A 26,481-nucleotide genomic window follows, 5' to 3' on the forward strand; every position below is an offset into this window, starting at 1 on the left:
ATGCATCCGGGACCCTGTCGGCGGCGGTCACCAACCAGTACGTTGCTGTCCGTCCGCCGAGCCCCGAGGAGCACCGCATGTCGACGAACGAGCCGCCTCCCGAGCAACCGTACGACCCGGGCGCGCCGCCTCCGCCCCCGCCGCCGCCGACCGGCGGGTACGGCGCACCTCCGGGTGGGGCCGGTGCCTACAGCGCGGGCACGGCCTGGTCGTTCGGCTGGAGCAAGTTCACCAGCAACCTCGGGTCGATCCTGATCGCGGTGCTCGTCCTGGTCGCGGTCCAGGTCATCGTCCAGGTGCTGTCCTACCTCGTCGGCGACAACTACTTCCTCCGGTGGATCATCAGCCTGGGCGGCTGGGTGCTGTCGATGATCATCGGCGCGGGCCTGGTCCGCGGCGCCCTCGACATCACCGAGGGTCGGGAACTCGACCCGAAGACGCTGCTGACGCCGAACCGGCTCGGCGAGGTCATCGTCGCCGCCCTGCTGATCAGCATCGCGACGTTCGTGGGCCTCATCCTGTGCGTCATCCCGGGCCTGCTGGTCGCGTTCTTCACGTCGTTCACGCTGTACTTCCTGATGGACCGTGAGGACCTGGGCGCGATCGACGCGATCAAGGCGAGCTTCGAGTTCACGAAGAGCAACGCCGGCAACGTGATCCTGTGGTTCCTGCTGTGCCTGGCGACCTACATCGTCGGGTTCCTGCTCTGCGGCGTGGGCCTGATCGCCGCGATCCCGGTGATCCTGATCGGCACGGCGTACACCTACAAGACGCTCAACGGCCAGACGGTCGCGGCCTGAGGCCTACTCGACCAACGACAGGCGCACCCGCGCGGAGTCCCCGACGTCGAGGGACTCCGCGCGGCGTACGGCCTTCTTGACCGGGAGCACGAAGCCGCGGGTCTTGTCGGGGAAGACGGAGGTCCGCCACGACGAGGCGCCGACGGTCACCTCCACGCGCACCGAGCCGAACCCGCGAGGCGGCCCGGACCGGAGCCGGATCTCCTCCGTCTCGTCCTCCGGAACGGTGACGAACACCCAGGCGGAACCGTCGGGCGAGGACTCCCACACCCACAGGTCGGCGTCGAACTCGCAGGACCAGCGGCTCATCGGCGCGGTCACCAGGGCATGGCGACGAACGGCGAGTCGTAGTCGGCGTCGGCGGCGAGGAGCTCCTCCGCCTCGGCGGTCGTGACGCGGTTGCGCTCGGCCTCGAGCAGCGCGCCCAGCAGGCCGACGTCGCCGGGAGTCGCGATGCCGGTGACCTCGTCGTGCGCGAGCACCCAGGACACCGTCGCGGTGATGCGGGCCTGGTCGTCGTAGGGCTCGTACCACGTCGTGTGGGTGCGCTCGGAGCCCTCGGGCCAGTTGCGGCGCGAGACCGTCTTGATCGTCATCAGGCCGGCGTCCTGCCGGCGCACCTCGTCGACCAGGGCGAGGTAGTCGGCGCGGTAGGACTCGTCGCGCCACAGCACCGGGTTCAGCGGAGTGAGCACCGTGGCGAACGGGTGCCGGCGCAGCGCCTCGAGGTGGGTGGCCGGCGCCTGGTCGCCGTGCCCGGTGATGCCGACGGCACCGACCAGGCCCTCCTCCTGGGCGCGCATCGCCGCCTCGAGCGCACCGCCGGCGCCGGTCGCCCGGTCGAGGTCCTCGAGGTCGCCGACGGCGTGCAGCTGGAGCAGGTCGACCCGGTCGGTCCGCAGGCGCTCGAGCGACGCGTTGATCTGGCGCCAGGCCGACTCCCGCTCGCGCTCCCCGGTCTTGGTCGCCAGGAAGATCCGGTCCCTGATCTGCGACATCAGGGGGCCGAGGCGCAGCTCTGCGTCGCCGTAGCCGGCCGCCACGTCGACGTGGTTGATGCCACCGTCGAGCACCTGCTGGACGGCCCGGTCCGCCACGTCCTGGGTGACGTCTGCGAGCGCCGCCGCGCCGTAGATCAGCACCGAGCTCCGGTGTTCCAGCCTGCCCAGCCGTCGTGTCTCCACGAGGCCAACTATGTCGCTTTCAGCTGTTGGAGAACACCGCCGGGTCGTCGGGCCCGCGGCCCGACCACGTCCATGCGTACGCCGGGTCCTCGACCGCCAGCCCGCCCTCGCCGAGGTCGAGCGGCGCGAAGGTGTCGACCATGACGGCCGACTCCTCGAAGAACTCGACGCCGAGCGACGCCTCGACCGCCGACGGCTGCGGGCCGTGGGCGTAGCCGCCCGGGTGCAGGGAGATCGACCCCAGGCCGATGCCCGAGCCCTTGCGTGCCTCGTAGTCCCCGCCGACGTAGAACATGACCTCGTCGCTGTCGACGTTCGAGTGGTAGTACGGCACGGGGATCGAGAGCGGGTGGTAGTCGACCTTGCGCGGCAGGAAGTTGCACACGACGAAGTTGTGGCCCTCGAAGACCTGGTGCACCGGCGGCGGCTGATGGACCTTGCCCGTGATCGGCATGTAGTCCTCGATGTTGAACGTGTACGGGTACAGGCATCCGTCCCACCCGACGACGTCGAAGGGGTGCGTCGCGTAGGTCATCCGGGTGCCGACCACGCCAGTGGACGTGCGGTGCTTGACCAGCACCTCCACGTCGTCGCCCTCCCTCGTGAACGGCTGCTCGGGGCCGTGCAGGTCGCGCTCGCAGTACGGCGCGTGCTCGAGCAGCTGGCCGTAGCGCGAGAGGTAGCGCTTCGGCGGCGCGACGTGGCTGTTGGCCTCGATCGCGTAGAGCTGGCTGGGCTGCGCCGGCACCCAGCGGTGCGTGGTGGCGCGCGGCAGGATCACGTAGTCGCCGGCGCGGTAGCCGACGACGCCGAAGACCGTCTCGACCACGCCGGCGCCGGACTCGACGTACACGCACTCGTCACCGATCGCGTTGCGGTAGTAGGGCGACGGGTCGGCGCCGGTCACGACGTACGAGATCCGCACGTCGTTGTTCCCGAGCACCAGGCGCCGGTCGGTGACCGCGTCGGTGCCGGTCCGGAGCTCGTGCAGCTTGAGGTGGCGCGGCTTGAGCGGGTGGTTGGGCGTCCGCGTCTGGTCGGGCAGGTCCCAGACCTCGGAGGCGACGATCGCCGACGGCACGCCGCGGTGGTAGAGCAGAGACGAGTCGGAGGAGAAGCCCTCCTCGCCCATCAGCTCCTCGTAGTACAGGCGGCCCTCGGGGTCGCGGTGCTGGGTGTGCCGCTTGGGCGGCACCTCGCCGAGTCGTCGGTAGTGCGCCATCGCTCCTCCGGGGTGTTCGATAAACGAACGCCTTCGTCCGCTATCCGATCCATGGTTAGAGTAGCCAGCGTGTCAACGGAACCTCTCCCCGCGGCCTGGCGAGGGCTCGTCGACGACGCTGCCATCTTCCCCCCGGGCGATGCACCGCTCGCCGACGCGGCCGCCGCCCACCAGTCCCGACGAGCCGAGCCGTACGCCGACCTGGTCGGCACGTTCGTCGTCCGCGACACCGACCTCCCCGCCCTGAAGGCCACGCCGCTGGCGCTGTCGGTCGTGGTCACCGGCGGAGCCGGGCAGATCGCAGGCACGGTCGGCCTGGCGCGCAAGCTGCACATCGCCGTCGAGGGCCTCGAGATCGCGCTGCGCGATCCCGACGACCCGGTCGGCGCCGCCCGACGGGTGAGCGCGGCGGTCGACGCCGTGCGCGGCGAGGGGCTGCTCGACGACCACGTCCCCGTCTTCGTCGAGCTGCCGCACGTCGGCTCCACCGCGACCTGGCTGGCCGCGGCCGACGAGGTGGCGGCCCAGGAGTTCCGGCTCAAGTTCCGCACCGGTGGCCTGGAGGCCGCGGCGTTCCCGGCCGCGCACGCACTGGCGCGCTGGATCGACGCGGCGCTTGACCGCGAGACGCCGTTCAAGTGCACCGCCGGGCTGCACAACGCCGTACGACACACCGGCGACGACGGCTTCGAGCACCACGGCTTCCTCAACGTGCTCGTCGCCACCCGGCAGGCGTTCGAGGGCGCCTCGACCGACGAGGTCGTCGGGCTGCTCGGTGAGCGGGAGCCGGCGGCACTGGTGGAGACGGCCGGCGGGCTAGACCTCGCGGCCGCGCGGCGGTGGTTCACGTCGTTCGGCTCCTGCTCGGTCTCCGAACCGCTCGACGACCTGCTCGCCCTCGGCCTCCTGGAGGACGCATGACCAGCTGGGTCCCCGGCGCAGACGGCAGCCACTTCGACGTCGACAACCTGCCGTACGGCGTGTTCTCCCGCGCCGGCGAGGAGCCGCGCGTGGGCGTGCGGATCGGCGACTTCGTGGTCGACCTCGCGCCGATCGCGGCCGCGGAGATGCTCGACGTGCACCACGTCTTCGAGGAGCGCTCGCTCAACCCGCTGATGGCTGAGGGCCGCCGGGTCCGCGAGTCCGTGCGCGCCTGGGTGACCGGCCTGCTCACCGACGACACCGAGCGCGACCTCGTCGAGCCGTCGCTGGTGCCGCTCTCCGAGGTCACGCTGCACCTGCCGGTCGAGGTGGCCGACTACGTCGACTTCTACGCCTCCGAGCACCACGCGACCAACGTCGGCCGGATGTTCCGGCCCGACGGCGAGCCGCTGCTGCCCAACTGGAAGCACCTGCCGGTCGGCTACCACGGCCGGGCCGGCACGGTCGTCGCGTCGGGCACCCCGGTCGTCCGGCCCAGTGGCCAGCGCCGGGGCGACGAGCGCCCGTCGTTCGGGCCGTCGGCCCGGCTCGACATCGAGGCCGAGCTCGGCTTCGTCGTCGGCAGCGGGTCCGAGCTCGGCTCGCCCGTCTCGTACGACGCGTTCGCCGACCACGTGTTCGGCGTCGTCGGGCTCAACGACTGGTCCGCGCGCGACATCCAGGCCTGGGAGTACGTGCCCCTCGGCCCGTTCCTCGGCAAGTCCTTCGCGACGTCGGTCTCGCACTGGGTGACGCCCCTCGAGGCGCTCGACGCCGCGTGGGTCGACCTGCCCGGCCAGGACCCGGAGCCCCTGCCCTACCTGGGTCCCGGCGCCACCCGGGGCCTCGACATCGACGTCGAGGTGGTCGTCAACGGCGAGGTCGTCAGCCGGCCGCCGTACCGCACGATGTACTGGTCCCCGGCGCAGATGCTCGCCCACCTCACGGTCAACGGCGCCTCCCTGCGCACCGGCGACCTCTTCGCCTCCGGCACCATCAGCGGGCCCGAGCCCGACCAGCGGGGCTCACTGCTCGAGATCGGCTGGGGCGACGAGTCGGCGTTCCTCGCAGACGGCGACGAGGTCGTGCTGCGCTACACCGCGCCCGGCACCGGTGGTGGCCGGATCGCGCTGGGCGAGGTCACCGGGCGGATCGAGCCGGCCGACGGCTGACCGGCGTGGCGGGTTGGAGGACCGGCGTGGCGGGTTGGAGCCATGACCTGACCTCGCCATCGGCGGACCTGTCGGCAGGAGCGGCGCTGCAGGTATCAAACGAGGTGACCCTCTCTCGGACCCTGGAGCTGCTCCATGCCGCCTCGCCCTCTCGCCGCCCTGCTCGGCACCGCCGCGCTGACCACTGCCCTGCTCGCCGGCGCCCCACCCTCGGCCGCCGGCCCCGACGACCCCGGGAACGCCGACGCCATGGCGACCCGGGTGATCGGCTTCGGCGACCACGACCGGGCGCGCCTCTCGACGGTGGACGCCACCGGGCGGCAGGTGCTCGAGCCGCTTCCCGGTCCGAACGGCGCCGAGCCGGGGCTGATCGTCACCAGCGACGGCCGCTCGACCACGGTGCAGGCCCCGGACAGCGACGCCCCGCCCGTCACCGTGGCCGGCCCGGCCGCGCCCCTCACCACCCAGGCAGCCGCCGACGACGGCCTCGTCGAGCTCCGGCTCGAAGCGCTGGACCGGTACGGCCGCGCGGGCGTCGCGCACGTCAACATCTTCGACGTCGAGACCGGTGCGGTGTCGGCGTACCGCACGCTGCCCGGGGATCCCGACGCGGAGTGCACCGCGAAGCCCTCGTCGCCGGCGTCGTGCATCCTCGTCCCGCCCGGCACCTACTCGGTGATGGCGCTGGTGACCACGATGCCGGCCGACCAGGTCAGCACCGAGAAGGAGCTGACGATCCAGAACCTGTCGCTGGTCGGCGACCCCGAGCTGACCGTGACCGAGGACCGGGTCGTCACCCTCGACGCGCGGCGCGCGAACCAGGTCGAGGTGCGCACCCCGGGCGCCCGCGCCACCACCAACGGCGGCGGTGCGATGGAGCTGGGCTACACGCGCACCGCCACCAACGGCCGGTCGATCAAGGTCTACCAGCGCCCGTCGATCTCGCTCGACCAGAGCTTCTACCTGCAGCCGACCGCCGAGCTCGGGACCGGCACGCTGCAGACGCTGACGCGGATGCGCCTGGAGGCGCCCGACATCGAGATGAGCGCGCCGCGGGTCGGGGCCCTGCACCCCGAGTACTACGACCGGGTCTGGTTCTCGGACGTCGCGTCGCAGTTCCCCGTCCACGACGGGCGCGACCGGCTCCGGGTGGTCGATGTCGGCCACGCCACCGAGGCCGACCTGGACGGGCTCGACCTGACCGGGGCGCTGGCGGTGGCGGAGCGCTCCGACGACCTCTCGGTCGCCGACCAGTCCAACGCCGCGGCTGCCGCGGGCGCCACCCTCGTGGCGATCCACAACGACGGGCCGGGCGACAACGGCGACCCCAACGGCACGGGCGAGATCCTGGAGGCGCCGACCGTGCGGCTCACCCGAGCGGAGGGCCTCGAGCTGCTGCGGCTGGGCCGGCACGACCGCGTGACGGTGGTCGGCGAGGCGGCCACGCCGTACGTCTACGACCTGGTCCTCAAGGAGAAGGGCGCCATCCGCGAGCACCCGACCTACATCGCGGCGCGCGGCAGGAACGGCAACCTCGCCGAGCAGGTCCGCGAGTTCCACGGACAACCGAGCGTCGCCTCGACCTTCTCCGAGGCCGCCTACCCGTGGCAGCCCGGTGACACGTTCGCCGTCTCGACGCTCTTCCCGGTGCGCGGCGGGGCGCAGGAGCGTGCGGAGTACCGACTCGCCGACCGCGACACCCGCTGGAGCTTCGCGACCCTGACGCCGGAGAGCAGGTACAACGCGATGTTCCCCCACGACCCGGTGCTCGCACTGAGCCTCAGCGACCCCGACCAGCGCGCCTTCGCGGCCGGCGAGCGGGTGCGCAAGCCGGTCGGGGCGGCGCCGATCGTCGCGGGGCCGAACCCGGCCGTGCCCTTCGAGCGCTCGGGCGACCGGATGCGGGTCAACATCTCCGGGTTCGTCGACGCCGACGGCAACCACGGTGCGCCGTACACCGACGACAGCGGGATGCGGACCCACCTGGTGATCCGCGCCGGTGACACGGTCGTGGGCGAGACCACCGCGCGACCGCAGGGGACCGCCCAGCTGCCGACCGGCGACTCCCGCGTCACCATCGAGTTCACGAGCGACAACCCGCAGCGGTGGAACCAGCTCTCGACCCACACCGAGACCGCGTGGACCTTCGCCTCCCGGTCGGTGCCGGTCGGCGAGGCCGCGGTCCAGCCGGCGATCATCGCCGACTACGACGTCGACGTGGACCTGCGCAACCGGACCCGGAGCCGCACGTTCGACCTGGCCCTCACGCACCTCGACGGGTCCACGGCGCCGATCGAGGTGACCGTCGAGGCGTCGTACGACGACGGCGCGAGCTGGCTCCCCGCGTCGGTGCGAGGACACCGGGTGACCCTGCCCCGCGGTGACGGGTTCGTCTCGCTGCGCCTGCACGCCGCCGATGCCGACGGGTCGGAGCTACGACAGCAGGTCGTCCGGGCGTGGTACGTCCGCTGACTCCTCGGTGATCCAGCCGTGACGGACCGCCTGCACGCCCGCCTGGAAACGGGTGCGGACGTGCAGGTGGTCCATCATCTCCGCGACGCGACGGCTGAGGGTGCGGGTGCTGGCGCCGAGGTGGCGGGCCACGACGTCGTCCTTGGCGCCGGAGGCGAGCAGGGCGGCGAGCTGGCGGTCGGAGAAGCCGCCGTCGCCGTCGGACGCCACGATCGGCATCGCCTGCGACCAGAGCAGCTCGAAGAACTGGACCAGCGCGTCGAGGAGCGCGGACGGTCGGATGCACAGCGCCGCGTCGACCACCTCCGCGGCGCTGACGGGCAGGATCGCGAGCCGGCGGTCGCCGATCGCCAGTTTCATCGGCAGGTCGGGGTGCACGCGCGACCGTTCGCCGGCGCGCACGGCGTCCTGGGCGGCGTCGAGCGCGCCGGGCAGCTCGAGCGACTCGGGGGCGTAGATGCCGCGCACCTCGACGCCATCGCGCAGCAGGGAGGTGACCGAGCGGTCGGAACGCTGCGAGTCCGCGACGTACGGCGGCCGGTCGAAGACCAGCAGCTCCTCCCGTGCGCTGGTGATCACCTGCTCGAACCTGGCCGCGATCGCCGGCCGGCCCACGACCACCTCCACGATGTCCTCCGGGCGGTGCCGCTCCTCGGCGGGCATCTCGGCCAGCAGGTCGCGGGCGGCGAGCTGGGCGCGGGCGAGCTCCTCCTGACGCCGCGACACGAGTACGTCGACCGCCACGTCCGGGCGGGCGGCGCGCACACGCAGCCCGTGGCCGGGAAGGCGGCTCACCAGGCCGAGCTCCTCGAGCCGCGCCAGCGAGATCTCGACCGCGTCGGGCTCGCGCCCCAGCGCCTCGGCGAGGTCCTCCACCCCGGCCTGCGTTCGGGACAGCAGCTCCCGGTAGACCCCCTCGTCCTCGATCCGGACACCGAGCGCCTCGAGCATCCCTTCATGCTGCCACGGGGGTCTCAGCGCCGCTCGTGCGCTCCGAGGTCGATGCGGCCGACGACCGGGCGGCGTACCTGTCGCGTGGGATGGACGTACTCCCAGCGCGCCTGCCAGCGCCGCGGCACCCGTACGCCGCGGTCGATCGCCGGGGACGACGCGCGCAGCCGGAAGTCGTCGCGCGCGGGGTCGACGAACCCCCGCAACCCGACGCGGCGGTTGGCCCTCGCGTCGACCGCTGCGGCGTCGGTCAGGTCGCCCGGCCCGACCAGGAGGTTGTTGCGGAGGTGGGCGCGGCTGCCCGGCGCGAGGCCGACGAACGTGCCCGCGGAGCGACGGTTCACGAAGGTATTGTTGACGACCCACAGCGTGCGGGAGTCGCGCGCCAGCCCCTCGGCGCCGTACGACAGCAGGGTCGAGTTCTCCGAGCGCGGGCCCTGGATGACGACGTTGCCGGCGACGAGCGAGCGGCCGCCGTCGGGCAGGTCGATCGAGTAGCTGGCGGTGGCGTCGCCGTCGTCGATCCGGTTGCCGACGATCGTGTTGCGCGCGGCCCGCGACTTGAGCTCGTGGCCGACGTCGGCGCCCCACAGGTGGCTGCCGGTGATGCGCAGCGAGCGGACCTCGCCGATGTAGAGGTTGTGTGTGTAGCCGTCGCCGGCGCCACTGCGGAAGAACCGGGAGCTCCGGATCACGATGTCGCTGTCGGCGTTGGCGCCGGTGAGGATCCCGTTCTGGTTGTGGTGGAACCAGCTGCGGATCACCGTGAGGTCGGCACCCTCCTGACGGATGCCGGCGCCGTTGCGGTCCGGCACCTTCGCGCCGCTGAACTCGATGCGGTCGACGGTCGTGCGGTCCCCCGCGATGACCCAGATCGCCTTGCCCTGGGCGCTCCTGCCGTCGGCCCGCAGGTGTGCGCGCCCGCCGACGCCGCGCAGGGTGAGGTCGTCCTGGGTCCACGTCGCGACGTCGCCGGTGTAGGTCCCGGCATCGATCAGCACCACGTCGCCGTCGCGGGCCACCGCCGCCGCAGCGCTGGGCGTCGCGAGCGGCCTGCCCGGCCCGACCCGCAAGGTGCGCGGCGCGTCCTCGGCCGCCACCGCCGGCACGGCGGGCGCCGCGAGCACGACCTGGAGCGCGACACAGGCGAGCACTGTCAGGGCACGCATCAGCCCAGCCCGTCGAACGCGCCGGACTCCTGCATCTGCTCCCAGATCTGCCGACGGATCGAGAGCACCATGCCCGTCGACAGGTGGTCCTCGTCGTGCCAGGTGACCTCACCGTCGACGATCGGCGCGCAGAGCACCTGCCCGGGGCAGTAGGCGTCGCGGATCTCGGCGCTGTGGACGTCGGGCATCGTCGTGGTGAAGAAGTCGTAGAAGCTGTCGATCGGCGGCCGGGTCGCAGGCGGTACGACGGCGCAGTCGGCCTGGATCTTCGCCACCGATAGGCAGTCGAGCGGCTCCGGTCCCCCGGTGTCGTAGCCGCCGGTGCCGAAGATGCTGTGCATCAGCAGCACGCGAGCGCCGGCGTCCCGGATCTTCTGGATCGACTCCTCGGACTTGCGCAGCAGCATCTGCTCGAACGTCTCGCCCGGGTGCGAGTCGGCGTCGGTCGCCTCGACCTGACGCACCCAGTGGCCGTCGCTGCGCGCCTTGCCGACGGTCACGACCACGTCGGCGTCCATCTCGGGGAGGATCTCGTCGTAGAACTGCGAGCGCATCTCCGAGCACTCCTCCTGCCGCTCCTGGCCGACGCGGGTGATGCGGATGCCGTCCTGCCACGGGCAGTTGTTGAGGATGCTCGTCGAGAGCCGGAAGCCCTTGTCCTCGGCCAGCCTGTGCAGCGCGGTCGCGAGCATCGCGGCATGGCTGTCGCCGATGAGCACGACGTGCGGTCCGTCGCCGTCGACGACCAGGCACGACTCCGGGGTGCCGTCGGCACACTGCGGGCCGGTCTCGCCCTCGTCCTTCGCCAGCTCGCGGAAGTCGATGTCGTCCGGCACCGGCTGGTCGAGGTCGGCCAGCGCCGCGGAGATCTCGTCCTTCCCGGTGCCCCGGTCGGGTACGCCGACGGCCGGTCCGGGACCTGATGCGACGACCACGGGCCGCCGGTCGCTCTCGAGCACCGCGGGCACGACGACGGCCGCCACGAGGACGCTCGCGGCCAGGCCGGTGACCACCACCGGCCACGGCGTACGCGCCAGGCTCCGGCTGCGCCGGATCGGGGTCTCGAAGACCTGGAAGGACAGCGCGGCCAGCCCGGTCGCGACGGCCGTGGCCATCAGGGCGAGCACCAGCGGACGGACGTCGAAGAGCTGCCCGATCAGGAGGATGACCGGCCAGTGCCAGAGGTAGGTGCCGTAGGAGATCTGGCCGAGGTAGCGCGGCACCGACCACGACAGCATCCGGCTCACCGGGGTGAGCGGCGCGAGGCAGACGCCACCGACGGCGGCCATCGCGGCGACGGTGCACAGCAGCCCGCGGTTGCTCTCGCTGACGTCGATCCACGCCGACGAGAGCAGGACGACACCGAAGACGCCGAGCGTGGCGGCAAGCGCGCCCGCGACCCGGCTCTCCGTCACGCCCCGCCGGCCGAGCTCGCGCAGCACGATCGCCAGCACGCACCCGGCCAGCGGCTGGTAGATGCGGGTCTGGGATGCGTAGTAGGCGTAGTTGACGTCGCTCGCCGCATGAATGACCTGCAGCGCGACCGACACCACCGCCAGCGCGGCGAGCAGGACGCCGAGGCGCCGCTCTGACTGCCTGGCCTTCGTCAGCACCAGCAGCACGACGAGCGGGTAGACGATGTAGTACTGCTCCTCGATCGAGAGCGACCAGTAGTGCAGGAAAGGTGAGCCCGAGATCCCGTCGCCGAAGTAGTCGTTCGCGTCGGCGATGAACTGCCAGTTCGAGTAGTAGAGCAGCGCGGCGCGGGCGTCGGAGACCATCCCGAGCCGGCTCGCCTCCGGGGTCACGAGCACCGCGAGCACGCAGGTGACGGTGATCGCGAGCACCGCGGCCGGCAGCAGGCGGCGCACGCGCCGGCCGTAGAAGGAGCCGATCGAGAACGACCCGGTGCGGTCGACCTCGCTGAGGATCACGTTGGTGACGAGGAAGCCCGACAGCACGAAGAAGAGGTCGACGCCGATGAAGCCGCCGCTCACCGACCCCATGCCGGCGTGGAAGGCGAGCACCAGCATGACGGCGACGAAGCGCAGTCCGTCGAGCTGCGGCCGGTATTCCCACACGGGCAGCAACCGTAGCCGCGCGTCACGGCGTGCGACCAAACCCGCATGGTTAAACCGGTTGAGGCGCACGACACACCGCGCTTGGCTGAGGACATGACCGACATCAGGGTGGGCGTGGCGACCGACGCCGACCGCTACCGCGCGAGCGACGACACCGTGTGGTTCCAGGAGGTGCTGCCGCAGCACCCGACCGAGCTGATGCTCACCGGTCTGCCGGCCGACCAGCGCTTCGCCGCCGAGGTCGAGGGCGCGGACGAGGCGACGTACCCCGGCATCTACGGCGTGTTCCCGATGCGGCTCGCCCTGCCCGGGCCCGCGGGCGAGCCGCACCAGGTGCCGTGCGCCGGCCTGACCTGGGTCGGGGTGCACCCCGACCACCGCCGGCGGGGCGTGCTCACCGCGATGCTGCGGCACCACTTCGAGCAGGTGCACGCCGAGCCGGGCACCCACGTCTCGGCCCTGCACGCCAGCGAGCCGGCGATCTACGGTCGGCACGGCTACGGCCTGGCGTCCCTCGAGCTCGAGGTCACCCTCTCCCGGGGCGCCACGCTGACGGCGCGCGACCTCGACGACGCCGCCGGTGCGGTGACGACCCGGATGTCGACGACCACCGACCCCGACGTGGCGCAGCGCATGCACGACTGCCACCACGCGGTCGTCGAGGCCGGATCGGTCGTCGGCGCGCTCGAGTACTACGAGCGGCTCTGCGTGCTGCTGCCCGAGCAGAACCGCGACAAGGAGCCGTGGCGCGTGCTCTTCGCCCGACGCGACGGCCGCGACGTCGGGTTCGCGATGTTCCGGCGCGAGCACAAGTGGGAGCACGCCCGCCCGGCCGGCGACCTGCGGGTCTGGACGCTCGTCGGCGAGCCGGCCGCCCGGTTGGCGCTGCTGCGCCGGCTGGTCGACTTCGACCTGGTCGGGAACGTCAGGATCGGCTCGATCGGCAGCGAGGACCCGATCCTGACGTGGGCCGGCGGCCCGCGCTCGACCTCCGCCGTCGAGACCTACGACAGCCTGTGGGTGCGGCTCGTCGACCTGCCGGAGGCGCTGGCCGACCGCACCTGGAGCGCACCGTGCGACGTCGTCGTCGACGTGGCCGACCGGTCGGCGCCCTGGAACGAGGGGCGGTGGCGCATCCACGCCGATGCCTCCGGCGCGGCCACGATCGAGAGGACCGACGCCGACGCCGACCTGCGGCTCCCGGTCGAGGCGCTCGGTGCGGCGTACCTCGGCGGCACCAACCTGCTCGGCATGGCCCGCGCCGGCGTGGTCTCCGAGCAGCGGTCCGGCGCGGCCCGCGAGCTCTGGCACGCGCTGCGCGCCGACGTCGCCCCGGCGGCCGCGGTCGGCTTCTGACGCCGGCCTGCGCGTCAGATCCCGGTGTCGTCGCTCGAGTCGAACCCGTGCCGGAAGCCCCACGCCACGGCCTGGGCGCGGTTGCGGACGCCGATCTTGGCGTACGCCGTGCGGATGTAGGTCTTCACGGTGTTGACGCTCAGGTAGGAGCGTCGCGCGATCTCGTCGTTGCTGAGCCCGCGGGTGATGAACGACAGCATCTCCGCCTCCCGCTGCGAGAGGCCGAGGTGCTGACCCGGCCACATGTGGATGGGCTCGCTCCCGTCGACGGGCGGTCGGGGGTGGTCGCTGCCGTGGATGGCGAGGATCCCGGCGACCAGCTCCGGGGCCGTCAGGCTCTTGTGCAGGTAGCCCGCAGCCCCGAGCCGGAGCGCTGCTTCCTCGGGGTAGTCGTCCCAGCTGTAGACCACGACCTTCGCCCGGTTGTCGGCGACGATCCGGCGCAGCTTCCGGTCGTCGTCGGGCAGCCGCCCGAACGTGTCGAAGAGGATCACATCGGGGTGGTGCTGGACGAAGTCGGGATTCGTGGTGATGTCGACGACCTGCACCTGCTCGGAGTAGCGGGCGAGCATCTGTGCGAGGCCGAGGAGCGCGATCTCGTAGTCGTTGGACAGCGCCACCCGGACGGGCCGGGTCGGGTCGTCTGCGGGCATGAAGGGATCGGTACCCGGTCGCGGCGCCCCACGAACGTCAGGGCACCATCCAGTCGAGCACCGGCGTGGCCTGCAGCCCGACGATCAGGCACATGAACACCAGCATCACCAGGCTCCAGCCGAGCACCTTGCGGAAGATGTCGCCCTCGCGTCCGGCCATGCCGACGGCGGCCGCCGCGATCGCGAGGTTCTGCGGGCTGACCATCTTGCCCAGCACACCGCCCGAGGAGTTGGCCGCCGCCATCAGCAGCGGGTCGAGCCCCGCCTCCGACGCGGTCTGCACCTGGAGGGCGCCGAAGAGCGCGTTGGACGAGGTGTCCGACCCGGTGACGGCGACGCCGATCCAGCCGAGGATCGGCGAGAGCAGCGCGAAGGCGCCGCCGGCGCCCGCGAGCCAGGTGGCGAGCGAGGTGGTCTGCCCGGACAGGTTCATGACGTAGGCCAGCGCCAGGACGGCCATCACGGTGACGATCGCTGAGCGCAGCTCGACGTACGTCCTGCCATAGGTGCGCAGCGCGGTCGCGGGCCCGATCCTCAGGATCAGGCAGGTGAACAGCCCGGCGATGATCATCAGCGTGCCGGCGGCCGGCAGCCAGTTGAGGTTGAAGGTCGTCGTGGTGACCACCTCGCCCGACGGGCTGAGCACGTCGAGGCCCGGCCACTCGAACGCACGCGTCCAGGGCTCCTCGGCGAGCGCCTCCTTGACCGCCGTGATGTTGGTGATCGAGAAGATCGCGATGATGACGGCGTACGGCGCGTAGGCCTTGATCACCTCGGTCCGGGTGTCGGCGATCTGGGGCGCGGCGGTCGCGACGCCGCCCCGCGGGCCCGCGCCGGCATCGCCCGCCGGGCCCGTCCCGGTCGTGGCCGGCGGCTCGGCCGGCAGCTCCTCGCCCGGCGACCAGACCTGGAGCAGCAGGACCACCGCGGCGGCCGAGACCAGCGCGGCGACGATGTCCGCGAGCGGCACCGAGATGTAGTTGGCGGCGACGAACTGTGCGAAGCCGAAGGCGGCGCCGCAGACGAGCGCGGGCAGCCAGGCGTTCCGCAGACCACGCCGGCCGTCGACGACGAGCACGAGGATCAGCGGCACGACGACGGCGAGGATCGGCGTCTGCCGGCCCACCATCGCGCCCAAGGTCTCGACGGTCATCCGCGAGTCGTCGCTGGCGCCCGACGTGACGGTCGCCAGCGTGGTGATCGGGGTGGCGAGCGCGCCGAAGGCGACCGGCGCGGTGTTGGCGATCAGCGCGACCGCCGCTGCCTTCAACGGCTCGAAGCCCAGTGCCATCAGCATCACCACGGTGATCGCGACCGGGGTGCCGAACCCGGCGAGCGCCTCCAGGAGGGCGCCGAAGCAGAACGCGATGATGATCGCCTGGATCCGCTGGTCGGCACTCACCTTCTCGAAGGAGCGCCGCAGCACGTCGAAGTGCCCGGTCGCGACGGTGAGGTTGTAGACCCAGATCGCGTTGATGACGATCCACATGATCGGGAAGAAGCCGAACGCCGCGCCCTCGGTGCCGGCGAGCAGGGCCTGCCCGACCGGCATCTCGAAGAGCACGACCGCGACCAGGAGGGCCACGAGCAGGGAGATCAGGCCGGCCACCCACGCGCGCAGCCGTAGCCCGCCGAGGAGGACGAACAGGGCGACGAGCGGCAGCGCGCCGCACAGTGCACTGAGCGCCAGCGAGTCGCCGACAGGGTCGAGGTTCTGCTGGAACATGACAACACTTCCCGAGAGGTGAGGTGAGGTTCAGAGCGGTGTGCCCTGGATGGAGGCGTCGAGCACCTCCACGGTGTGGGCGAGCCGCATCGGGCGGCCCGCCCCCGATCTGGCGTGCCGCTCGAGGGCGGCGGCGACCTGCATCAGGCAGCCGGGGTTCGCCGTCACGAGCACGTCGGCGCCGGTCGCGGCGATGTTGGCGGCCTTGCGGTCGCCGAGCTCGCGAGCCGGCTCGGGGTTGAGCAGGTTGTAGACGCCGGCCGAGCCGCAGCACAGCTCGGGCTCGGGGATCTCCCGCAGCTCCAGGCCGGGGATCGCCTCGAGCAGCCGGCGCGGCTGCATCCGCACGCCCTGCGCGTGGGCGAGGTGGCACGCGTCGTGGTAGGCCACGACCGCCTCGACCGGGTGGCGCGGGCCGACCGGGCCGAGCTCGTCGAGGAGCTCGGTGACGTCGCGCACCCGGGCGGCGAAGACCTGCGCGCGGCCGGCGTACGCCGGGTCGCCGGCCAGCAGCTCGGCGTACTCCTTCATGGAGGAGCCGCAGCCGGCGGCGTTGACGACCACGTGCTCGACGCCCGCGCGCTCGAAGGTCTCGACGATCGCGCGGGCGAAGGAGCGCGCCTCGTCGTCGCGGCCGTTGTGCACCGACAGCGCACCGCAGCAGCCCTGGCCGCGCGGGACGACGACCTCGCAGCCCTCGGCCTGGAGGACGCGGACGGTGGCGGCGTTCACGCCCGGGAAGAACGCGCCCTGCACGCAGCCGGTGAGCAGGCCCACCACCGCGCGCCGCTCGCCGGTGGCCGGGGCGCGCTCGGGCAGCCGCTCGACCTTGCCCACCTGGGGTGCGAGGCGCTCCATGGCGGCCAGGGACGGGGCGAGCCGGTCGAGCAGGCCGGTGCGGCGCAGCGCCCGGTCCAGGCCCGTGCGCTGCGCGACCCGGAGCGGGCCGCGCAGCATCCGGAGCCGCCGGGGGTAGGGGAACGTCGCGAAGATCAGCTCGCGCAGCGCCCGCTCGCTCCGCGGCCGCTCGTGCTCCTGCTCGACCAGCGAACGGGTCTGCTCGATGAGCCGGTCGTACTGCACGCCCGACGGGCAGGCGGTGACGCAGGCCATGCAGCCGAGGCACGCGTCCCAGTGCTGCGCCATCGCGTCGGTCACGGTGCCGGACTCGTTCGCCTGCTGCATCAGGTGGATGCGCCCGCGGGGCGAGTCCATCTCCTCGCCCCAGAGCACGTACGTCGGGCAGGTCGGCAGGCAGAACCCGCAGTGCACGCAGTCGTCAATCAGCTCCGGGTCGGGGCCGCGGGCGTCGGTGCGATCGGCGACCATCAGATGCCTCCCACGAATCGGCCCGGCGAGAGCCGGTGGTCGGAGTCGAACTGGTCCTTGACGCGGCGCATCAGGTCGAGGCCCTGCACCGGCCCCCAGACGTCGACGGCCTGCTTCACCTCGGGCGGCGCGTCCACGACGACGACCGTGCCCTCGTGGCGGGCGCAGACCTCCCGCAGCCGGGCCACGGCAGCGGGGACGGCACCGGCCTCGGGGAGCGCGGCGTACAGGACCCCGGCGCCGCTGGATCCCCGCACGTGCGCGCCGACCTCGCGGGCCCCGGCGAGCACGTCGCGCACCCCCGAGAGGACGCACGAGAGCTTGAGGCCGGTGGTGCCGGGCGACCAGGGGTACGACGACCAGGTGGCGGGCTCCTCGTCGGTGACGGTGGCGCCGCCGAGGACCTCCTCGAGCCCCGCGACGCGCCGGGCCACGCCGTCGGTGCGCCCGGCGATCTCGACGACCAGGGCGCCAGTGCCATCGGCCGGCCACTCGACCTCGACCGCGGCCGGCACCAGCTGGGAGTGCACGACGGCCTGCGTGAGCTCGTGGGCCCGATCGGCGCTGTCGACGTCGACCCGGACCCAGCGGCGCGCCTCCGGCACGGGGTGCAGGCGGAAGACCGCCTCGGTGACGACGGCGAGCGTGCCGAACGAGCCGACCATCAGCTTGCCCAGGTCGTAGCCGGCGACGTTCTTGACGACGCGGCCGCCCGCCTTGGCGACCACGCCGTCGGCGCGCACCACGGTGATGCCGATCAGCAGGTCCCGCGTGGTGCCGGCGACCAGGCGGCGCGGGCCCGACGCGTTGGTGGCGATCATGCCGCCGACCGTGGTGCCGGGCACCGTCTCGTCGACGAGCAGCCGCTGGCCGGCGCCGGCGACGGCCTGCTGGAGGGCCGCGAGCGGGACGCCGGCCTGGGCCTCGACGATCAGGTCGCCGGCCTGGTGGTCGAGCACCTTGTCCATGCCGCTGAGGTCGACGTACAGGTCGGGCTCGACGGGCAGGCCCCAGGTGAGCTTGGTGCCGCGACCCGTGGGGACGACGGTCAGGTTGCGGGCCGCGGCGTCGCGCATGGTCTCGGCGACCTCCTCGGTGCTGCCCGGGCTGACCACCGGCACTCAGAACACCTCCGCCAGCCCTGCCTCCTGCGCGGGATGGACACCCGACCTCCGGCCGGGCACCTCCCCGCACAGGCGCGGGGTCGGGAAGACCTTGCCGGGGTTCGCGATCGACTGCGGGTCGAAGGCGCAGCGCACCAGCTGCATGGTGTCGAGGTCGGCCTCGTCGTACATCTTCGGCATGTAGCGCGCCTTGTCGGTGCCGACGCCGTGCTCGCCGGTGATCGAGCCGCCGTGGGTGATGCAGAGGTCGAGGATCGCGCCGCTGACCTCCTCGGCCGCGTCGCCCTCCCCCTCCTTCGACTCGTCGAAGAGCACGAGCGGGTGCAGGTTGCCGTCGCCGGCGTGGAAGACGTTCGCGACCCGCACCCCCGAGGACGCCGAGAGGTCGGCGATCGCGGCGAGGACCTCGGGCAGCGCGGTGCGCGGGATGACGCCGTCCTGGACGATGTAGTCGGGGCTGATCCGGCCGACGGCGGCGAACGCCGACTTGCGTCCCTTCCAGATCAGGGCTCGGTCGACGGCGTCGGTGGCGACCCGCTGCTCGAAGGCGCCAGCCTCCCGGCACAGGCGCTCCACCTCGATGTACTCCGCCTCGACCTCGACGGTCGGCCCGTCGAGCTCGATCACGAGCACCGCGCCCGCAGCGTCGGGGTAGTTGCAGTGGACGGCCTCCTCGGCGGCCTCGATCGCGAGCGCGTCCATCATCTCGATGGCGGCGGGCACGATGCCGGCCGCGATGATGGCCGAGACGGCGGCGCCGGCGTGGTCGGTGGAGTCGAAGCCGACCAGCATCGTGCGCACCTCCTCGGGCAGGCGCACCAGCCGCAGCGTCACCGACGTGACGACCCCGAGCGTGCCCTCCGAGCCGATCACCGCGCCGAGCAGGTCGTAGCCCGGGCTGTCGGGCGCCGCTCCCCCGAGCCGCACGCGATCGCCCTGCGCGGTGACGAAGTCGGCGCCGAGCACGTGGTTGGTGGTGAAGCCGTACTTCAGGCAGTGCGCGCCGCCGGAGTTCTCGGCCACGTTGCCGCCGATCGAGCAGATCTGCTGGCTGGAGGGGTCGGGCGCGTAGTAGTAGCCGTACGGCGTCGCCGCCTTCGTGACGTCGAGGTTGATGACCCCGGGCTCGACGACGGCGCGCTGGTCGTCGCGGCGTACCGCGTCGATCGCCCGCATCGTCGACGTCACGACCAGCACCCCTTCCGCGTGTGGCAGTGCGCCCCCGGACAGGCCGGTACCCGATCCGCGCGCCACGAACGGCACCTGGTGCTCGGCGCACGCGCGGACGACGGCGGCGAGCTGCTCGGCGTCCTCGGGGATCACGACGAGCGCGGGGACGACGCGGTAGTGCGTCAGGCCGTCGCACTCGTAGGTGCGCAGCCGAGCGGGGTCGGTGATGACGCCGGGCTCCGGCACGACCTCCCGGGCCCGCCGGGTCACCGCCTCGACCGCAGCCGTCACGTCACGGCATCCGCTCGTAGGCCGGGAGCGTCAGGAACGCCGCGTAGTCGTCGCCCAGGGCGCTCTCCTCGTAGAGGGCGCGGGCGTCGTCCCAACGGCGCCCCTCGCCGTCACCGGTCTCCTCGCGCGCCCTGGCGAGCTCCTCCTCGATCATCGACTCGACCAGCTCGCGCGTGACGGGCGTGCCGTCGGCGAGGTCGACGCCGTTGTGCAGCCACTGCCAGACCTGGCTGCGGGAGATCTCCGCGGTGGCGGCGTCCTCCATCAGCCCGAAGATGCCGACGGCACCGGACCCGCGCAGCCAGGACTCCAGGTAGCGCAGGCCGACCGCGACGTTGTTGCGCAGCCCCTGCTCGGTGATCTCGCCCGGCGTCGACTTCACGTCGAGCAGGTCGTCGGCGGTGACCTCGACCTCCTCGCGCAGGCGGTCGCGCTGGTTTGGCTTGTCGCCGAGCACCTTGTCGAAGGCCTCCCGGCAGGCCTCGACCATGCCGGGGTGGGCCACCCACGACCCGTCGAACCCGTCGCCCGCCTCGCGGGTCTTGTCCTCGGTGAGCTTCTTGAACGCGAAGGCGTTCTGCTCCTCGTCCCTGCTCGGGATGAACGCCGCCATGCCGCCGATCGCGTGCGCCCCGCGCATGTGGCAGGTGCGCACGAGCAGCTCGGTGTAGGCCCGCATGAACGGCACGGTCATCGTCACCGAGTTGCGGTCGGGCAGCAGGTAGTCGCGGCCGCGGGTGCGGAAGCACTTGATGACGCTGAACATGTAGTCCCAGCGCCCGGCGTTCAGGCCGGCCGAGTGCTCGCGCAGCTCGTAGAGGATCTCCTCCATCTCGAACGCCGCAGGGTAGGTCTCGATCAGCACGGTCGCGCGGATGGTGCCGCGCGGGATGCCGAGGTGCTCCTGGCCGATCAGGAACGCGTCGTTCCACAGCCGCGCCTCGAGGTGGGACTCCATCTTGGGCAGGTAGAAGTACGGCCCCTGGCCGCGGTCGATCTGACGCCGGCCGCACGCGGTCAGGTAGAGCGCGAAGTCCACGAGCCCGCCGCTGGTCGGCTGGCCGTCGACCAGCACGTGCTTCTCGGGGAGGTGCCAGCCGCGCGGGCGTACGACAATCGTCGCGAGGTCACCGTCCCCGAGCTTGTAGTCCTTGCCCTCGGGGCTGGTGAAGTCGATGTTGCCCGTGATCGAGTCGAGCAGGTTGAGCTGGCCGCCGACGACGTTCTCCCACAGCGGCGTGTTGGCGTCCTCGTGGTCGGCGAGCCACACCTTGGCGCCGGAGTTGAGGGCGTTGATCGTCATCTTGCGGTCGGTCGGGCCGGTGATCTCGACGCGCCGGTCGACCAGGCCGGGCGCCGGCTCGGCGACCCGCCAGCCGTCGTCCTCGCGGATCGCTCGCGTCTCCTCCAGGAAGTCGAGCGTGCCGCCGTCCGCGATCTGCCGAACCCGCTCACCGCGCCGGGCCAGCAGCTCCTGGCGGCGCCCGTCGAGCTCCCGGTGCAGCCGCGCGACCAGCTCGAGCGCCTCGCGGCTGAGGATCTCGTCGTACCGGTCATCCATGGGGCCCGTGATCTCCACGCCGCTCGGCACGCTCATCCCGGCACCGTAGGCATGGTGTGACGGCGATCGCAACGGTCGCCCTGCGGCGCCGGATCTGCTATCGGGGCGCCCTCGAGACCAGGCGTCCGAAGGCCACCAGGCGGTCGTCGGTGTGGAACAGCTCGGCGCAGGTCACCAGCGTGATCAGGCGCCTGGAGCCTGCGACCTCGGAGACCTGCTCCCCGGTCTCGGGGTCGGTCGGGTCGGGCTCGACGACCCATCCCTCGTCGAAGCCGACGGAGAGCGCGTCGCCGTCGGTGACGAGCTCGTAGGTGTACGTCGTGCGCCGGGTCTCGACGACGATCTCGTCGCCGGCCTCGAGCTCGGGCATGTTCCGCAGCGGCTCGCCGTGGGTGATCCGGTGGCCGGAGACCGCGAAGTTCCCGACCGCCCCGGGGCCGGCCGCCGCCTCGAAGATCCCGAAGCCGCGGGCGAGCGTGTCGTCGTCGGTCCCCACGTGCGCGGGCACGACGTACTCCTCGCCGAACACGGGGATGCGGATCAGCGCGACCACGTCCTCCGGGAACCCGGACGCCGAGCCCTGGCCGGACTCCCACGCCTGCTCGGTCTCCTTGACGATGCGCTCCTGCTCGCGCTTCGCGACCCAGGTCGTGCCGTAGAGCTCCCAGCCGACGTAGGCGAGCACGGCGACCCCGGCGACGATGAGCGCGAGCCCGGCCCACAACAGCTTCCGCCGTCGTCGAGGTTCGGTCACCCGGCCAGTCTGCCCGGTAGCGTGCAGTCGTGCAGTTCGGCCAGTACCCCGCGCCCGGCCATGTCGTCGCCCACCTCAGCGATCCCCACCTGCTGGCCGGCGGCGCCCGCCAGTACGGCGTGGTGGACCCCGACGAGGGCCTGCGGCTCGCGCTCGCGCGGCTCGCGCGGCTCGACCCCGCGCCGCAGGTGCTGGTGTTCACGGGCGACCTCGCCGACAAGGCGGAGCCGGAGGCGTACGCCCGCCTGCGGAAGATCGTCGAGCCCGCCGCCGTCGACATGGGCGCGCAGGTCGTGTGGGTGATGGGCAACCACGACGAGCGCGCGGCGTACTCCGTCGGCCTGTTCGGCGAGGAGTCCGACGCCACCCAGGACCGCGTGCACGACGTCGCCGGGCTGCGGGTCGTCGCGCTCGACACGAGCGTCCCCGGCTACCACCACGGCGAGCTCCGCGACTCGCAGCTGGCCTGGCTCGCCGACGTGCTCGCTACACCCGCGCCGTACGGCACGCTGCTCGCCCTGCACCACCCGCCGATCCCGATCCCGATGATGCCGGCGGCCGAGGTCATCGAGCTAATCGAGCAGGAGCGGCTCGCCGAGGTCGTCCGGGGCACCGACGTGCGCTGCATCCTCGGTGGGCACTTCCACTACTCGACGTACTCCACCTTCGCCGGCATCCCCGTCTCCGTCGCGTCCGCGACCTGCTACACCTCCGACCCGGCGCCACTGGAGCGCTTCGTCTCCGGCGTCGACGGCCACCAGGCGATGACGATGGTGCATGTGTACGACGACCGGATCGTGCACACGGTCGTGCCGGTCGACGAGGCGCCGGAGGTCAGCGGCTTCCCGTCCGACGTGCGCGCGCAGGTCGAGGCGATGACGCCCGAGGAGCGGCGCGAGCTGCTCTCCCGGAAGGACTCGCCGATCTACACCGGCGAGATCGAGGTGCCGGGGCAGGTGTGACCGAGGCACTCCTGTGGGGACTGCTCGGCGGGGGCTCGCTCCTCGTCGGCCAGCTGCTGGCGTCGCCACTGGGAAGGTCGTCGCGCACGGTCGGACTGATGATGGCGTTCGGCTCCGGCACCCTGATCAGCGCGATCGGCTACGAGCTGATCCCGGAGTCCAACCTCCAGCTCGGCTGGGAGGTCGGTGCCGCGTTCCTCCTCGGCGCCCTCGTCTACTACGCCGGCGCCAGGCTGGTCGACCGCGGCGGCGGGTCGGGGACCGCGCTGTTCCTCGGTGCTCTCCTCGACGGCATCCCGGAGTCGTTCATCCTCGGGCTCGGCCTCGCCCTCGGAGGCTCGATCAGCGTGGCGTTCCTCGCCGCGGTGCTGCTCTCCAACATCCCCGAAGGACTCGCCGGCACCGTCGACCTCCGCCGCGCCGGCGTCTCCGAGCGGCGGGTCACCCTGATGTGGACCTCGCTGACCGTCGTCTGCGGCCTCGCCTCACTGGCGGGCTTCCTCGTCGCCGACCAGGTGGCCCGGGCGGGCGAGCTCGCCAGCGCCTTCGCCGGCGGCGCGGTCCTCACCATGCTGGCGGACTCGATGGTGCCGGAGTCCTACGAGCGCGCCGGTCGCGTCGCCGGCCTGCTCACCGTCCTCGGGTTCCTCACTGCGGGCGTGCTCAGCGCGCTGCAGTAGAGCTGTGGCCTCTTGCTGCGGTCTCGGCGATGGCTGCGGAGAGTGGCACATGGTCGCGGGCTTCACGGGCGGCGCGGCGCAGCAGGCGCAGCGCGACTGAGCCTTGTCCGGTCAGGAGAGCGACCTGAGCGCCGCGCCAACTGCAGTACGCCGCGTCGAACGGCCGCCCGATCCGGCTCCACTCCCGAGCCGCCGAGGCCCACAGATCGACACGTGGATCACCCGCGAGGCGGGAGAGCTCGGCGGCCCTCGCGCACCGGTACGCCTGCTGCGCCTGGCTCGCGACGTCGGTGGGGTCGTCGCGGTCGAGGAGGTCTGTCACACGGCGGCGCAGCGTGGCGCGTCGCGCTGGGTCTTCCTCCGCGAGGTCCGCGGCCGCCCGGACCGCGAGGACCTGGCATTCGCCGGCCATGATCGCGTGGACGCGACCACTCTCGGACTGGAGCGACTCGCTCAGTCGGTCGTAGGCATCGTGAGCGCGTCCCGACCAGAGCTCGCACTCTGTCACGACGGCATTGAACTCTGGGTCGAGCCTCGCCGCGCCGATCTGGGACATCACGGCGCTCAGCCTTTGGGCGGCCTCCTCCCGTCTGCCGCGGACGGCGTCGAGCGCGACCCGGACCTCGTGGAGGGGCGTCTTGTCGTGGGTCGGCGGTCCCTGGGTTCTGCCGTCGACCATCGCCGCGGCCTCCACCAGGTGGCCGGCGCGCAGCCAGCCGAGGGCGATGTTGTACCGGACCGCGGCCGCGACGTAGGTATCGAGTGCCCACTCGTCGGCCGCGGCGAGCGCGTCGCGACCGGCTGCGACCAGGGCCGTCGTCCCGCCGCCGAACTTGAGGACGAGGTCGGTCTCGATCCCACCGAGCCACGTGTCGCCGATCGGATCGGGCGGGGACGGCACGATGCGGTGGGCTTCGTCGAGGAGCTCGCGGATCTCACTCAGCGATCCGCGGTCGGCCAGGTGGATCGCCTGTACCGTCAGCGCCCGGCGAAGCTCCATCGGGTCGTCGATCGACCGACACACGGCCACGCGGCGCCGGTCGACGTCCCGCACCTCGGCGGCCCGGCCGGCGAGGTGCAGGCAGTTCGCATACTGGAGCAGCGCGCGCACCAGGCTCCGTCCGGGAGGCGCGGTTTCGAAGAGCGCTACCGCGGTCGCAGCTCGCTCGACTGGCACGGGGCCGTCGACGAGCTCCGTCTCGTAGCCGGCCGCTCGGTACAGCACCTCCGCGGCCACGAGCGTGGGCAGCTCGTCGACGCGGTCGAGCACTGGTTGTATGACTTCCCACGCAAGCTCGATCTGTCCGGAGTACAGGAGGGCGTCGACGAGGGCGATCTCGGCGTCGATCCGACGCAGCCCAGCGTTCTCGTCCAGGTCGCCCCCATCGGCCCACAGCTCGAGGGCGCGACGCCATTGCCGGGCTTCCTCCTCGACCGCGATCCGTTCCTGGGCCGACCGGGCTGCCCGGATACGCCAGCCGAGCTCCTCCGTGGCGTCGCCGGCCGCCTGCCAGTGGGCGGCAACCTCTGCGGGCTCTCCGCAGGCTGCGAGCGCGAGGGCCAGCTTGCAGTGCAGCTCGGTCGCCTCCCCCGGGACCAGCCGACGCCTGACGGCCTCGGCCAGCAACGGGTGTCGCAGGGCGACGGCCTCATCGTCGCCATCGGCCAGGAGCCGGCGCCGGTCAAGGCCGCGCAGTGCGGGCGTGAGGGCGTCGGCCGCCATCCCGCTCACGGGGAGCAGGACGTCGATCGGGAGCCCTCGGTCTGCCACGGCGAGAGTGCTGGCGACCTGCTGCTCGGCGGCCGGTAGGTCGGCCACCCGCTGTCCGAGCACGTCGTCGAGGAGGCGGGGCATCGGACCGTTCGCGTCGACGGCGAGTTGCTCGGTGAACAGCGGTAGGCCCCGGCTGCGGGCGTAGATGCGGTCGACTTCTTCGTCAGTGCGCGGATGCGGTGCCGGGAGCATCCGCATCTGGTCAGCGGTCTCGTCGCGTGTCAGCGGCGGTAGGTCCAGGGTGTCGACGTTCGGCAGTCGCCGCACACGCGCGGCCCACGCCAGCACCGGATCAGGGATCGCGGGGTCATCGAGACGGAACGTGCCGAGCACCGGGGCGTTGATCCCGGCGCCCAGCAGGTGCTCGAGCAGGTCGAGCGTGTCGCTGTCGGCCCAGTGGAGGTCGTCGATCAACACCGCCATTCGTCGGCGTGCCACCGCTGCCTCCAGCACCGTATGCACCGCGCTGAACAGCCGCGGCCGGGCCGAGGTCTCCAGTCCCTTGGGCGCCTCGTCAATGCTGACCTCGGGGAGAAGGGAACCGATCGTGCCCCGCACGTACGACGGGCACTCCGTGATGACGTCGGTCAACGGCGCAGCCCGATGCAGTGCCTGGAGAACGCCGGTCACGGGAAGGAACGGCACTTCGCTGGACAGCGGCAAGCCGGCGCCGCGAGCGACCACGACATCCGCGGTGGCGCGGGCCGTGTCGACGAGCCGGGTCTTCCCGACGCCGGCCTCACCGATCACCAGCAGCATGCCGGTTCCCGTGTGGAGGTGTCTCCGTACCGCCGCGAGCTCGGTCTCCCGACCGGCGATCCGGGGAGGGTTCTGCATTGATGGTCCAGCGGGGTTGCTCGCTGCCAGCCACAACCTGTGGAACTTGGCGACGTCACCCCCCATCGCCTCGACGACCAGCTCCAGTACTCCCCAAGTCGGGAGCTTGGGCGAGGAGAAGGTCACCGAGATGGTCGTGTGCGAGCAACCCGCCTGCCCGGCCAGTGTCCGCAGGCTCGGCCAGCCGGCCTCGTGGTGCAGGGCATGAAGTGCGTCGACCAGGTCGCGCTGGGCGCCCGGCGGCAGCTCCGGGCGTGCAAGTCCTCCCACCGGGGCCTCCTGCTGTGCCTCC

At 72.3% G+C, this 26,481-nt stretch carries 21 protein-coding genes; 7 read left to right on the forward strand and 14 right to left on the reverse strand.

The features are described from left to right. The first annotated feature begins 77 nt into the window (after nt 1-77). Complete coding sequence (locus tag ACFQQI_RS20260) at nt 78-800, forward strand: hypothetical protein (protein WP_378567898.1); 723 nt, start codon at nt 78-80, stop codon at nt 798-800. Nucleotides 801-803: 3 nt separating this feature from the next. On the opposite strand, the gene ACFQQI_RS20265 is transcribed toward ACFQQI_RS20260, so the two are convergent. From ACFQQI_RS20265 to ACFQQI_RS20275, 3 genes are read right to left on the reverse strand one after another with little or no spacing between them, the layout of a single operon-like run. Beyond that, the gene (locus ACFQQI_RS20265) at nt 804-1,121 is read right to left on the reverse strand and encodes a DUF1905 domain-containing protein (RefSeq protein ID WP_378567901.1); all 318 of its coding nucleotides are present in this window, start codon (nt 1,119-1,121) and stop codon (nt 804-806) included. Next, nucleotides 1,118-1,984 (reverse strand): aldo/keto reductase, encoded by an 867-nt coding sequence (locus tag ACFQQI_RS20270; protein ID WP_378567904.1) that lies wholly within the window; start codon nt 1,982-1,984, stop codon nt 1,118-1,120. The genes ACFQQI_RS20265 and ACFQQI_RS20270 overlap by 4 nt, the downstream gene beginning before the upstream one ends. 19 nt (nt 1,985-2,003) lie before the next feature. Next, entirely contained in the window at nt 2,004-3,206 is a 1,203-nt protein-coding gene (locus ACFQQI_RS20275; RefSeq protein WP_378567907.1) for a homogentisate 1,2-dioxygenase, read from the reverse strand. A 69-nt stretch (nt 3,207-3,275) separates the two neighbouring features. Here ACFQQI_RS20275 and ACFQQI_RS20280 point away from each other — a divergent pair, with 69 nt between their 5' ends. From ACFQQI_RS20280 to ACFQQI_RS20290, 3 genes are all read left to right on the forward strand, one after another. Then, nucleotides 3,276-4,127 carry a hypothetical protein gene (locus ACFQQI_RS20280; RefSeq protein ID WP_378567910.1) on the forward strand — a complete coding sequence of 284 codons (852 nt, stop codon included), beginning with the start codon at nt 3,276-3,278 and terminating at the stop codon, nt 4,125-4,127. After that, nucleotides 4,124-5,299 carry a fumarylacetoacetase gene (gene fahA, locus ACFQQI_RS20285; protein ID WP_378567913.1) on the forward strand — a complete coding sequence of 392 codons (1,176 nt, stop codon included), beginning with the start codon at nt 4,124-4,126 and terminating at the stop codon, nt 5,297-5,299. The genes ACFQQI_RS20280 and fahA overlap by 4 nt, the downstream gene beginning before the upstream one ends. Before the next feature lie 135 nt (nt 5,300-5,434). Continuing rightward, nucleotides 5,435-7,771 carry a PA domain-containing protein gene (locus tag ACFQQI_RS20290; protein WP_378567916.1) on the forward strand — a complete coding sequence of 779 codons (2,337 nt, stop codon included), beginning with the start codon at nt 5,435-5,437 and terminating at the stop codon, nt 7,769-7,771. Here ACFQQI_RS20290 and ACFQQI_RS20295 read toward each other — a convergent pair. From ACFQQI_RS20295 to ACFQQI_RS20305, 3 genes are read right to left on the reverse strand one after another with little or no spacing between them, the layout of a single operon-like run. Beyond that, entirely contained in the window at nt 7,733-8,722 is a 990-nt protein-coding gene (locus ACFQQI_RS20295) for a helix-turn-helix domain-containing protein (RefSeq protein ID WP_378567919.1), read from the reverse strand. The two genes, ACFQQI_RS20290 and ACFQQI_RS20295, sit on opposite strands and share 39 nt — an antisense overlap. Nucleotides 8,723-8,745: 23 nt before the next feature. Next, nucleotides 8,746-9,891: a hypothetical protein gene (locus ACFQQI_RS20300; RefSeq protein ID WP_378567922.1), complete on the reverse strand. Its 1,146-nt coding sequence runs from the start codon at nt 9,889-9,891 to the stop codon at nt 8,746-8,748. Further along, nucleotides 9,891-11,972 (reverse strand): acyltransferase family protein, encoded by a 2,082-nt coding sequence (locus ACFQQI_RS20305; protein WP_378567925.1) that lies wholly within the window; start codon nt 11,970-11,972, stop codon nt 9,891-9,893. The genes ACFQQI_RS20300 and ACFQQI_RS20305 overlap by 1 nt, the downstream gene beginning before the upstream one ends. Nucleotides 11,973-12,065: 93 nt before the next feature. On the opposite strand from ACFQQI_RS20305, the gene ACFQQI_RS20310 reads away from it, so the two are divergent. Beyond that, nucleotides 12,066-13,328: a GNAT family N-acetyltransferase gene (locus ACFQQI_RS20310; protein WP_378567928.1), complete on the forward strand. Its 1,263-nt coding sequence runs from the start codon at nt 12,066-12,068 to the stop codon at nt 13,326-13,328. 14 nt (nt 13,329-13,342) lie between these two features. On the opposite strand, the gene ACFQQI_RS20315 is transcribed toward ACFQQI_RS20310, so the two are convergent. The 7 genes from ACFQQI_RS20315 to ACFQQI_RS20345 form a co-directional block, all read right to left on the reverse strand. Next, complete coding sequence (locus ACFQQI_RS20315; protein ID WP_378567931.1) at nt 13,343-13,981, reverse strand: response regulator transcription factor; 639 nt, start codon at nt 13,979-13,981, stop codon at nt 13,343-13,345. A 37-nt stretch (nt 13,982-14,018) separates the two neighbouring features. Beyond that, a complete protein-coding gene (locus ACFQQI_RS20320; protein ID WP_378567934.1) occupies nt 14,019-15,707 on the reverse strand; it encodes an L-lactate permease in 1,689 nt (562 codons plus the stop codon). A gap of 30 nt (nt 15,708-15,737) precedes the next feature. Beyond that, on the reverse strand, nt 15,738-17,036 hold the full coding sequence (locus ACFQQI_RS20325; protein ID WP_378567937.1) for a (Fe-S)-binding protein: 1,299 nt from the start codon (nt 17,034-17,036) through the stop codon (nt 15,738-15,740). Further along, nucleotides 17,036-18,157: an FAD-binding oxidoreductase gene (locus ACFQQI_RS20330; protein ID WP_378567940.1), complete on the reverse strand. Its 1,122-nt coding sequence runs from the start codon at nt 18,155-18,157 to the stop codon at nt 17,036-17,038. Before ACFQQI_RS20330 ends, ACFQQI_RS20325 begins: the two co-directional genes overlap by 1 nt. Next, the gene (locus ACFQQI_RS20335; RefSeq protein WP_378567943.1) at nt 18,158-19,621 is read right to left on the reverse strand and encodes an FAD-linked oxidase C-terminal domain-containing protein; all 1,464 of its coding nucleotides are present in this window, start codon (nt 19,619-19,621) and stop codon (nt 18,158-18,160) included. It lies immediately after the preceding gene. Between the two features lies 1 nt (nt 19,622). Further along, nucleotides 19,623-21,218 carry a malate synthase A gene (gene aceB, locus ACFQQI_RS20340; protein WP_378567946.1) on the reverse strand — a complete coding sequence of 532 codons (1,596 nt, stop codon included), beginning with the start codon at nt 21,216-21,218 and terminating at the stop codon, nt 19,623-19,625. A 61-nt stretch (nt 21,219-21,279) separates the two neighbouring features. After that, nucleotides 21,280-21,936 (reverse strand): class E sortase, encoded by a 657-nt coding sequence (locus ACFQQI_RS20345; RefSeq protein ID WP_378567949.1) that lies wholly within the window; start codon nt 21,934-21,936, stop codon nt 21,280-21,282. Between the two features lie 29 nt (nt 21,937-21,965). On the opposite strand from ACFQQI_RS20345, the gene ACFQQI_RS20350 reads away from it, so the two are divergent. Then, complete coding sequence (locus ACFQQI_RS20350; RefSeq protein WP_378567952.1) at nt 21,966-22,898, forward strand: metallophosphoesterase; 933 nt, start codon at nt 21,966-21,968, stop codon at nt 22,896-22,898. Continuing rightward, on the forward strand, nt 22,895-23,578 hold the full coding sequence (locus tag ACFQQI_RS20355) for a ZIP family metal transporter (RefSeq protein WP_378567955.1): 684 nt from the start codon (nt 22,895-22,897) through the stop codon (nt 23,576-23,578). The genes ACFQQI_RS20350 and ACFQQI_RS20355 overlap by 4 nt, the downstream gene beginning before the upstream one ends. Here ACFQQI_RS20355 and ACFQQI_RS20360 read toward each other — a convergent pair. Beyond that, nucleotides 23,562-26,255 (reverse strand): ATP-binding protein, encoded by a 2,694-nt coding sequence (locus ACFQQI_RS20360; RefSeq protein ID WP_378569043.1) that lies wholly within the window; start codon nt 26,253-26,255, stop codon nt 23,562-23,564. The two genes, ACFQQI_RS20355 and ACFQQI_RS20360, sit on opposite strands and share 17 nt — an antisense overlap. Nucleotides 26,256-26,481: the final 226 nt, after the last annotated feature.

Source organism: Nocardioides sp. GCM10030259 (genome assembly GCF_042666375.1).
In the GTDB taxonomy this organism is placed as follows: Bacteria; Actinomycetota; Actinomycetes; order Propionibacteriales; family Nocardioidaceae; genus Nocardioides.